11 protein-coding genes are annotated in these 10,180 nt (G+C 55.3%); 3 read left to right on the top strand and 8 right to left on the bottom strand.

What is annotated here, in order from left to right; all coding sequences use genetic code 11:
- Window positions 1-134: 134 nt before the first annotated feature.
- From BC440_RS19965 to BC440_RS19950, 4 genes are all read right to left on the bottom strand, one after another.
- Window positions 135-2,339, bottom strand: a complete 2,205-nt coding sequence (locus BC440_RS19965) for a mechanosensitive ion channel family protein (RefSeq protein WP_071241109.1) — start codon at window positions 2,337-2,339, stop codon at window positions 135-137.
- A gap of 205 nt (window positions 2,340-2,544) precedes the next feature.
- Window positions 2,545-2,880: a Grx4 family monothiol glutaredoxin gene (grxD, locus tag BC440_RS19960; protein ID WP_007091305.1), complete on the bottom strand. Its 336-nt coding sequence runs from the start codon at window positions 2,878-2,880 to the stop codon at window positions 2,545-2,547.
- A 97-nt stretch (window positions 2,881-2,977) separates the two neighbouring features.
- Complete coding sequence (gene rarD / locus BC440_RS19955; protein WP_071241108.1) at window positions 2,978-3,886, bottom strand: EamA family transporter RarD; 909 nt, start codon at window positions 3,884-3,886, stop codon at window positions 2,978-2,980.
- A 239-nt stretch (window positions 3,887-4,125) separates the two neighbouring features.
- The gene (locus tag BC440_RS19950) at window positions 4,126-4,359 is read right to left on the bottom strand and encodes a BolA family transcriptional regulator (protein WP_007091307.1); all 234 of its coding nucleotides are present in this window, start codon (window positions 4,357-4,359) and stop codon (window positions 4,126-4,128) included.
- A gap of 329 nt (window positions 4,360-4,688) precedes the next feature.
- On the opposite strand from BC440_RS19950, the gene BC440_RS19945 reads away from it, so the two are divergent.
- Together BC440_RS19945 and BC440_RS19940 are read left to right on the top strand one after the other, a co-directional pair.
- The gene (locus tag BC440_RS19945) at window positions 4,689-5,204 is read left to right on the top strand and encodes a glyoxalase superfamily protein (protein WP_071241107.1); all 516 of its coding nucleotides are present in this window, start codon (window positions 4,689-4,691) and stop codon (window positions 5,202-5,204) included.
- Window positions 5,205-5,281: 77 nt separating this feature from the next.
- Window positions 5,282-5,671, top strand: coding sequence for a GIY-YIG nuclease family protein (locus BC440_RS19940; protein WP_247643618.1), 390 nt, complete (start codon window positions 5,282-5,284; stop codon window positions 5,669-5,671).
- Here BC440_RS19940 and BC440_RS19935 read toward each other — a convergent pair.
- From BC440_RS19935 to BC440_RS19920, 4 genes are all read right to left on the bottom strand, one after another.
- A complete protein-coding gene (locus BC440_RS19935; RefSeq protein ID WP_071241106.1) occupies window positions 5,668-6,804 on the bottom strand; it encodes an FAD-dependent monooxygenase in 1,137 nt (378 codons plus the stop codon). The two genes, BC440_RS19940 and BC440_RS19935, sit on opposite strands and share 4 nt — an antisense overlap.
- Window positions 6,805-6,839: 35 nt before the next feature.
- Window positions 6,840-7,838, bottom strand: coding sequence for a GTP 3',8-cyclase MoaA (gene moaA, locus BC440_RS19930; protein WP_071241105.1), 999 nt, complete (start codon window positions 7,836-7,838; stop codon window positions 6,840-6,842).
- 200 nt (window positions 7,839-8,038) lie between these two features.
- Window positions 8,039-8,872, bottom strand: coding sequence for a hypothetical protein (locus BC440_RS19925; protein ID WP_071241104.1), 834 nt, complete (start codon window positions 8,870-8,872; stop codon window positions 8,039-8,041).
- A gap of 160 nt (window positions 8,873-9,032) precedes the next feature.
- Window positions 9,033-9,218, bottom strand: a complete 186-nt coding sequence (locus BC440_RS19920) for a DUF3553 domain-containing protein (protein WP_007091313.1) — start codon at window positions 9,216-9,218, stop codon at window positions 9,033-9,035.
- A 316-nt stretch (window positions 9,219-9,534) separates the two neighbouring features.
- On the opposite strand from BC440_RS19920, the gene BC440_RS19915 reads away from it, so the two are divergent.
- On the top strand, window positions 9,535-10,149 hold the full coding sequence (locus tag BC440_RS19915) for a histidine phosphotransferase family protein (RefSeq protein ID WP_110252634.1): 615 nt from the start codon (window positions 9,535-9,537) through the stop codon (window positions 10,147-10,149).
- Window positions 10,150-10,180: the final 31 nt, after the last annotated feature.

Genomic DNA, 10,180 nt, shown 5'->3' with positions numbered 1-10,180 from the left:
ATGTGGGCTGGGTTTCTTAAGCATTCCCCATTGAATCAAAAGTCCCCGCCAATGGCGAGGACTTTGTCAGCAGTCTGACGCCCGCTGGAAACAGCGGGCGTTTTGCTTTGCCGGTCGATACGAAAAAGAAACGTTCAGCCCTTTGGCGGGATGACCTGTTCGGACGCCTGTTGGGCAGCGGCGGCAATCGCTTCTTTCTTCTGTTCCGGTGTGGCGTCGTCCGGCACATCGACCTTCACATTGCGCGATGCCATGTGGATGCCGTTTTCCTTGAACATCGCCAGAACGCTTTGATAGACGGTTTTGCGGATGGTGAATTGTTCGCCGGGTTTGGCGGTATATTTAAGCCCGATCACCATGTTGAATTCTTCCATCCGGCGCACGCCCTGAGATTTCAGTGGCTCGATAAAGCTGTCACCGATCAACGGGTCTTCAAGCAGTTCGGCAGACAGCCTTTTGACCAGCTTCTTGATCTTGTTGACGTCGGTTTCAAACGGCACACGGAATTCAAGTTTGACGATCACCCAGTCGCGGCTGTGATTGATGATCGATTTGATTGCGCCAAAGGGCACGGTTTGCAGGGGGCCACGATGATGGCGCAACTGCATCGACCGGATCGAGATATTTTCAACCCGTCCGCGCAGATTATCGACTTCGATATATTCGCCAAGCCGGAAGGCATCATCAAGCAGGAAGAAAACCCCTGCGACAACGTCGCGTACGAGCGCCTGACTGCCAAAGCCGATGGCAAGGCCAACAACGCCAGCACCGGCAATCAGCGGGCCGATATCAACCCCAAGGGCGGACAATGTCACCATCACCACCATGATGACGATGACGGTCAGCGCGAAGTTTTTCAAAAGCGGTAACAGGGTTTCAATCCGCGATAACCCGGTGCCGCCCCCTTCGCCGTCGCTATGTCCGCCGCCCGCGCCGCTTTGGCTCATGCGCTCGTCAAGGAACGCCTTGATCAGGGACCAGACCAGATCGGCGATCAGCAGGATCATGATGATCTCGGTCGAGGCATCAAGCGCTCGCGCGATGATCCCGGCATCTTCGGCAAGCGCAAGTCGATCAAATCCCCAGATACGCCAGAAACTGGCAAGAACAAAGACGATGGCCAGAAGCCGCACACCGCGTTTCAGAACCGGGGTAAAGACCGGAAGGTCCGGCTGAACAGGTTTGAATTCTTCCCCGGCTTCAATTGTCGCTGCTTCGGCGCGGGCATTGATGGCATCTGCTTTGGCCTCGGCCATTCTGGATTTTTTGCGATGCTGGCTTTCGATGATGTTGCGGAAAATTACATCAAACAGGCAGGCAATGCCAATCGCCAGCAGGCACTTCATGAAACGGTCTGCCGCCAGAATGGTCGTCGCGCCGAGTGCCATCAGATAGGCGCAAACAATGACGGGCCATAAGCGGGAAAGCGATACGGGCAGGGCAATCTTTTCAACTGCGCCCATGAGCCGGTGAGTAGCGAAATAACGCGTCAGCGAAACCGTCGCGATGCAAAACGTCAGAACACTGATCACGACCGCGATATCAAAAAGAATGATGTCGCTATGGACCATTGCCGGTGACTGCCGGAAAACCCCGGCCAGCGCAAAGGCAAATAACGACACGCCACTTGCGATGGTGATGGTACGTGCCAGTGTCGCTGCGGTCTGCGGATCGACATCGATCATCCGAAGGCCTTCAGCCTGCGGCGCAAACAGGAATTGCAGCACGATCATGACAAGACGCAGAGCAAAGAACGCGGCGAGCATCGACAGAAGCGCTCCCTTCATCAGGGGCGGCCAGTCAAAAATCATGAAGGCACCGATTGAGCCGATGGCAAAGACCGTCAAAGACAGTAGCGACAGGACGGATAAAAGCGCCATCTGACGCAGTCGGTCGAAAAATCGGGTGGGGTGTTGTGCTTCAAGATAACTACAGAGTGGGGCAGCAGCCCGGCGATACAGGAATTCGACGATCAATCCGACACCGACAAAGATCACGGTAAACAGCGCAAGGCGCATCAGCCCCCTGCGGCCGATATCTGATGACAGAAAATCGCCGGTTTGTGCCATTTCATCGGGAAAGGTTTCAAGGCCGGTAATCGTATCTGCAATCTGTTCGCGGGTGCGCGCCACCCCGGCATCAAGGAAGTCGTAATAGCTGAAGGTCGTTTCAGCCGTATCGGAGAAGGCATCATCGGATGGATCGGTTTTTTCCGTGGTCTGTTCTTCGTTTTGAGCGGCCATTGTAGCCAAGGCAGGCTGTGCATGTGCCCAGTCTGGCATGCCCGCCACAAGCAGCCAGAGGCCGAAACACATCAGGATTTTTGTTGTGATTTTCATAATGTCCCGCCCAACGTCCTGTTCGTAAAAACGAATTCCTTTTGGCAAGATGATACAGCCAAACAGGGGTATTAAGGAATGGTTTTACAGCATCGGCCCATATGCACGCAGGGCTTGGGGCAATAAAAAACGCGCCGGGCATCTGCGCGGCGCGTTTTAAATCATCGGGTGTCAGACCGGTTCGGGTCTGCGCCATCCGCCTTGATCAGGCAGCGACAGCAACGCCCTTGTCTTTGAGGTGCTGGGCCAGTTCGCCCGAGGCATACATTTCACGAACGATGTCGCAACCGCCAACGAATTCGCCTTTGACGTAAAGCTGCGGAATGGTCGGCCAGTTCGAGAAGTCCTTGATGCCCTGACGGATTGCCGGGTCGACCAGAACGTTGATGTCCTTGAACGGCGCGCCGAGTTCGGCAAGGACCTGAACGACGGCGGCCGAGAAACCGCATTGCGGGAACATCGAGGTGCCCTTCATGAACAGAACGACGTCGTTATCGTTGATGTCTTTCTGGATGCGATCAAAAACCGGATTGTCGGTCATGTTGGTTGTCCTTGGCTGCAAAGGCGGCGATCTCTCTGCCGCGATATTTCGGGTTATGGTTTTATGGCCGAAGATATGGCTGGAAGGGGCGGTTCTGTCAACTCTTGCGGCGTAATTGCCGTGCAGTCCGCAGATTATCCCAGGTGAAAATGCCAAGTCCGATCCAGACCAGCGCGTAAGTTATCATATGCGCCTGGGTAAAAGTTTCGCCGAGCAACAGAACCGCGACAAAGAACTGGATCGTCGGATTCAGATACTGCATCAGGCCAAGCGCGGAAAATTTCATGTTCCGGGCGGCAAAGGCAAACAGCACCAACGGAATGGTTGTGACAGCACCCAGCGACACCAGCAGGGCATCATGGCCGATTCCCAGATTGGTGAAGGCCATGGTGCCCGATGCATTCAGCCAGACCAGATAGCCAAATGCCATCGGCGACAGGAGCAGACATTCGACAAACAGACCGGCAATCGGATCGGCCGGAACAAATTTGCGGATGACGCCATAAAAGCCGAACAGCAACGACAGACTAAGCGCAATCCACGGCAGTGATCCGAAAAACACCAGAAGGTTCAGAACCCCGGCAAAGCAGATCAGTACCGAGACGATCTGAATGCGATTAAGCTTCTCGCCAAAGAAGATGCGACCAAGGATCAGCATGATCAGCGGCATGATGTAATAGCCAAGGCTGGCTTCAAGCGCATGTCCGATATGGACCGACCAGATATAGATCACCCAGTTCCCGGCGATCAGCAGGCTGCTTATGAATAACAATCCCATGGTGCGCTTGGACGACAGCAGGTCCCACAATCGCGCACGACGTTTCAGGACAAAAACCAGTGTCAATGTCAGGATCGCCGACCATAGGATGCGATGGGCGAGAATTTCAAACGGGCTCGCGAAATCGATGATTTTGAAATAGAAGCCCAGAAAGCCCCAGATGACAAAGGCACCAAGCCCCGCCAGCGGTCCGGCACCGATCAAAGCCGGTTTTTGGGATGAGGACATCGTTATTGAACCATGGTCATTTTGTGGGGCCAAACGGCAGGTGCCCGATGGGCAGAACGATATTCAAGCCTGAACCGGAGCGGAAGCCCGGATATTGATCCGGGTTCGAATACGGGTAGTCATTCTGGTCTAGGTCGGGAATTATCAAGGGCACCGAAGCTGATCGGTGCCCGTAATTTTCTGGCGGCCTTGCAAGGATGGTGGCAAACGCAAGGCGGCCCCGTGCGTGCGGCCGGAACTTATTCCGGTGCGGAAGTCTGAAGCGCAAGGGCGTGCAGGTCACCGCCCATTTTGCCTTTGAGGGCCGAATAGATCATCTGGTGCTGCATCACGCGGGTTTTACCGCGGAAGGACTCGGACACAACGATTGCCGCATAATGATCGCCATCACCGCGAAGGTCCTCGATGCGGACCTGTGCATCGGGAAGGGCTTCCTTGATCATCGTTTCGATTTCGTGGGCTTCCATGGCCATGGCGCTAATTCCTTATAATTGGTCGAATACCCTTGCGCCCTGTTTGGCGCATTCATCCGGGTGCCCGGCGATATTTGTTAATTCTGGTATATGTTGTCCCTGTAGGGGCTGTCAATTTCTGCAAGCGGTAATGCGCTTCGCGCGGTCAAAGATATGGTGGTGCTTGTGTTTTGCGGCACATTGCGCTACGAAATGCGCGGTTGCACACACCGGCCGTTCGCGGGGCTTTGGCTCATGGTAAAGTGATGCAGACGATTTTATCGGTTCCCCGTCTTCTTGTGACGTCGGACCGGCAATGCGGACACCCGGCCTCCTGTCAGGAGACGAAAATGACCCAACCCGTTCATAACCCGCCCGAAAAGTCTGAACAGACACCGGTCGAGCTTGCCGATTTTGCGAAAATCGCATCGGGCGATCCGGCGGAAATGCTTAAGCAGCAGGCAAAACGCCTGCGCAAGGCACTGGCCAGCCGTAAGATGACGGTTTCCCACACCGGAAGCCTGGAGCTTCTGGCGCAAAGCCATGGATTTCGTGACTGGAACACCGCGATTGCCATGACGCGCAAACGCGAACCGGTCCGGATCGCCGATCTTGGTATCGGCAAACGCTTTGCCGGGTCCTATCTCGGCCATGCGGTGTGCGGCCAAATCCGCGGTGTCACCAGAACCCCGGTTGGCGGTGTTTACCGGATCGAGGTTCATCTGGATCAGCCTGTTGATGTCGTGACGTCGGAACGTTTCAGTGCCTTGCGACAGCGCATCGCGTCACGGATCAACGAGGATTGTGAACCCGTGCTTGCCAATGGCACGCGCGGCCCCGGTCTTTCGGTTGATCTGCTGCTGTGACTTTGACGCGGCTTGTTGCTGACATAAATGATGAAACCCTCCGGCTGCTTCCCAAAGTTGCCGGAGCCTACATTCTCGTGATTGATCTTTCTGCTGATCTGGTTTTACGGAACAAACGCTTCGCCGGGGCCATCCTGCGCCGGGGCACTTATCTTTATTGCGGTTCTGCCAACGGATCGGGTGGCATTGCGGCCCGTGTCAAACGTCATTGCCGGACGGAGAAAAAACAGCATTGGCATGTCGATGAACTGACCAACGGCACCGGGCAATTGGTTGCGATGCTTGTCATGCCCGATGGGTGTGAATGCGATTTGCGTGCTGCTTTGGGTATGGTACCGGGCATTTCCATTCCGATTGCCGGGTTTGGCAGTTCGGATTGCGCGCGTTGCCCTGCACATCTGCTGGCGGCGGAAAGCCATGCCGTTGCGATGACGGCAATCGAGCAGGTCCGAAAGGCTTTCACCTAGTCCTTGCGGTTGCCTGCCATACCGTCAATCAGCGGACGGAAGCCCGATGCAACAATCTTCGGGCCGATCCTGCGCATAAGGGTATTGCGCAACCAGACACCGGTCTTGCCGCGGATTTTGGCGAAACCCATGCGTTGCAGGGATTGTTGCTGGACCCAGTGTGCTTCGGGCAGTCGGCCAGCCTGCCAGTCGGCAAGCGCGATTGTGATGTCGGGTTGTTTGCGAAGGGCATTGGCCAGTGCCAAGCCATCCTTGATCGATTGCGTCGCCCCCTGTGCCATGGTCGGAAGGGTGCCATGTGCTGCATCCCCGATCAGTACCACACGCCCCGCAACCCATTCGGGCATGACCATTTGCTGAAGACGGCCTTCGTGAATGATGGTGTCCGTTCCGATTGTGCCTAGCATATCGCGCACAGGACCATCAAACCGGGCAAAATGGGCGGCAAGCTCGCTTGTCGGCAAGTCGTGTATTCTTTCGCCCGGATCATAGGTGCTGGCATAGATATAAAATCGGCTATCCCCCACCGGCATCACCAGAATAACCTGCCCGTGACCGATGATGAATTTGGGCGCGGTCAGGCCAAAGGGATAATCCGTGATCCAGCGCCAGCAGATATAGTCGGTCGGCTGTGGGACATGTTCCGGGCCAAAAACCAGGCGTCGAACGGCTGAATTGATCCCGTCCGCACCGATCGCAAGATCAAAGCTGCCGGTCGTGCCGTCGGTAAAACGAACCTGTGCCTGATCGGGTGCGTTACTGATGTTGGATACGGAAAGACCAAACCGGATGGTCGGTGTTGTCAGTCTGGCGCACAGGATTTCGTGAAAGTCGCTGCGGGTCAGGGCCTGAAATGTCGGCCAGCCGAGCTGTTCGGTTTCAAGTGCAAACAGTTTCCGGTCACGATGATCGAAATAATCCAGTCGTGGAAAGGCACAGGATTTGTCGGCAACATCCTGATCAATGCCAAGGTCCCGAAGGGCCGTCACCGCATTGCCGGGCAGGTGCAACCCCGCCCCGGCCGGTTTCCAGCCATCAAGGGTTTCGGCAATCGCAATGTCATGTCCGTCGCCTTGCAGGGCAATGGCCGCAGACAAACCGGCGATGCCGCCGCCGACAATCAGAATGTTCATTTTATGCCTGTAACTGGAATGGAGTGATGTTCGGATCAGCCGCCCGTCATGCTCATATGGCGGCCGACTGCGGGTTTCTGGCCCTTGCGGTCGATGACGAAATCATGGCCCTTGGGTTTCAGCAGCATGGCTTCGTCAAGTAGACGGTCAAGGGTTTCGGGTGCGCCCGAGCGGAGGGCCGCGCGCAGATCAACGTGGTCTTCCTGCCCAAGGCACATGTAAAGCGTACCGGTACAGGTCACGCGCACGCGGTTGCAGCCCTCACAGAAATTATGGGTAAGCGGTGTTATGAAACCAAGACGCCCGCCGGTTTCGGCAACCGTGACATAGCGTGCCGGGCCGGGGGTGACATATTCGGACGGGATCAGAGTATATTCCTGTTCCAGCCGTTCACGAACGGCGGTCAGCGGCAGATATTGATCTGTGCGATCCCCGTCAATATCGCCAAGCGGCATGGTTTCAATCAGGCAAAGATCAAAGCCTTCCTTGCCGCACCAGGCGACAAGACGGGAAATTTCGTCTTCGTTGAAATTGCGAAGGGCGACCGTGTTGATCTTGATCTTGAGTCCTGCCTGTTTGGCAGCCTCAAGCCCGCTTAGCACCTGTTCAAGGCGGCCACGGCGGGTGATTTCGGCGAATTTCTGATGATCAAGACTATCAAGCGAGATGTTGAGCCGTTTGACGCCAAGACGTGCCAGATCATCGGCGTAGGTCGCAAGCTGGCTGCCATTGGTCGTCATGGTCAGTTCGTCAAGCCCACCGGATCTAAGATGACGCGACAAATCCCTGATCAGGTCCATGATGCCACGGCGCACCAGTGGCTCGCCCCCGGTCAAGCGCAGTTTGCGTACACCGCGCGCAATGAAGGCCGAACAGAGCTGATCGAGTTCTTCAAGTGTCAGGACTTCGGATTTTGGCAGAAAGATCATGCTTTCGGCCATGCAATAGGTGCAGCGGAAGTCACAGCGATCCGTCACCGATACCCGAAGGTACGATACATGGCGGCCATATTTGTCAATCAGCGGTCTGGTCATGGCGGCGGCGCTTGTTTCTGTTTATTGGTCTGGAAACGCTATGTAGTGCGCAAGTTCGACTTTCGCACAGGGGGGATTGATTTGGCCACCCCGATTTGTGATGAAATCATCACCTTTCCGTCAGATGACATCAGAAAAACCGCGGGAAATATCCGCCGCGGTGTTTCTATCTGTCAGGAAATTCAGGAATTATCGAATGCCTATTCCCAGTTTTCGGCTTCGCGGATGTGGAGGGTCGCGACGTCGCGATCAAGCGATGCCATGACATTGCGTAGCGTCTCGACATTCTCGCTGCCAAGCTTGGCAACCAGTTCGGCCGAACGTTCCGGCTTGGACAGGGCGGAACGTACATCGCGGAACAGGGCGCGCAGCAATCGTACACAATGTTCCTCGGTAAAGGTCCATGCATGATCGCCATGTGGCATGTTGTCATTGACCAACTGGATCATCCAGTTTTTACGCCGCTCGTAATCCTTGAAATGCAGGGCCATGCGTGAGAAGACCAGATTAAGCCGGTTGGCGACCTGTGGCTCTTCGGCAAGGTGATCCCAGTAATCTGTCGGATCACGCAATTCATCTTCTTCGTCGGCATGCTGTTCAATGATGGTCTGTATTTCGCCATCAATTTCCTGCAGCATATCCATGCCAACCATCATGCGGATGACCTTGAAGAAGGGTTGCAGGATTTCGCGCGACAGTGCCCCATGTTCCAGATCGCCCGCTTCGCGGCCTTCAAGCTGATGGGCAAAACGGCTGACCAGAAGGCGGCCCAGCGGATCGTGGCGGACAGCGGCATTCTGGCGGGTCTTGACGGTATCAAGATCGGCTTCAAGCGTCATCCATGCCGCGTCAAACAGCTTATTCTGCCCGCGCAATGTTTCCAGCGCGCTTGAAATCTGTTCGGCGCTGAGGGTGCCGCCATGCGCCTTGGCCTGTTCGATGAGGCCGGCGGCAAATTGTTCGAGTACGGCGAATGCGGCGGAGTGGTGACGCTGTTTGAAGCTGTCCCGCGGTGGTTTGACGATTGCAATCATTTACCCGTTCCGACCTTGTTATCATTTAAATCAGATCACCGGATTGATTCGCCCGGTAGCCGATGGATGCGATCTTGCGTATCAAATTCCGTCAAGACGCCGAATTATTCAATCTTTTCATTTCAGCAAGTTCCGTGCCATCGCAGGCGGTTACGTGCTGTTATTCATAGCCGACGGCAGCCTCGACAATTTCAAGCACGACATGGCGTGGGCGGATGATCTGGCGTCCGGCTTCTTCGAAATTGACGGCGATCCTGTCGCCGTCTACCGCCTGAATGCGACCAAGGCCCCAGTCGGGCTGGCCAGGATGGCGGACAATGGTGCCAGGTGTGAGCAGAAAATCCATGATCAAGCTCTTTTGTCTGATGTTGGTCTTTTTAATATAGTCAGGCAATAGGCCCGGAACAAATAATGCACAATGATGATAGTCACATCTTTTGAGGCCCGTCGATGATGGGCAAAATTTGCCGGTCTGCAAATGCGGCAAAAATCCGCAGGTTAAAGAAGGTTTTAACACATCAGGCTGCAATCTGGGCGCGGTTTACACCGACCGTGATCCGATCATGTCCCAAATATCGACCGGGCGACCAGATGTGAGCCACGTATTGTTTTGGGGAAGCAGTGCGGACCTGTTGAACAGAATTCTTGGAGATACCCGTTACATGGAACAGGACAGAGCAGTGGAACTGATCCTGATCGAGCTGATCAGCTCGCGCATTTGCCACGACCTTGTCGGGCCTGTGGGGGCTGTGAATGCCGGTGCCGAACTGATGGGTGAGGCCGGTGTTGCCGATGACGAGGCACTTGCGCTGATGCGCAAAAGCGGGCTTGAGGCCGCGCGCCGGTTGCAATTGTTCCGTCTGGCATTCGGGCGCGCAGGCAACAGCGTTGACACAAAATCGATGCGCGATGCGGTTGCCCAGAGTTTCGAGGCCGAAGGCAAGGTGACCCTTCTGTGGGATCAAACTGGAATTGGAATTGATCCAGCTCATGGAAGGCTTGTGCTCAATATGGTGATGTTGGCCCGTGAAGCTTTGCCGTTTGGTGGGGATATTGTTGTTACATGCGAATCCGGGGGGCGGATTTCGGTCAATGCAACCGGAAAACGTGCCGCGTTTCGCCCCGATGTGGAAAATGTCATGAAAAATGAAGTGGCCCCGGAACAGCTTGATCCCCGGACCGTACATGGCTTTTTCCTGCGAAATCTTGCGCATCGGACTGGTGGTGCGCTTTCAGTCTTGCAAGAGGACGGAAATGTTGCATTGATCTATGATTAAAAAAAACACATGCGGGTCTGGTAATACGGTG

It is taken from the genome of Thalassospira sp. MIT1004, assembly GCF_001858545.1.
GTDB classification, from domain to species: Bacteria; Pseudomonadota; Alphaproteobacteria; order Rhodospirillales; family Thalassospiraceae; genus Thalassospira; species Thalassospira xiamenensis.
The sequence above is the reverse complement of the archived record's forward strand: the minus strand, read 5'-3'. Positions and strand labels throughout refer to the sequence as shown.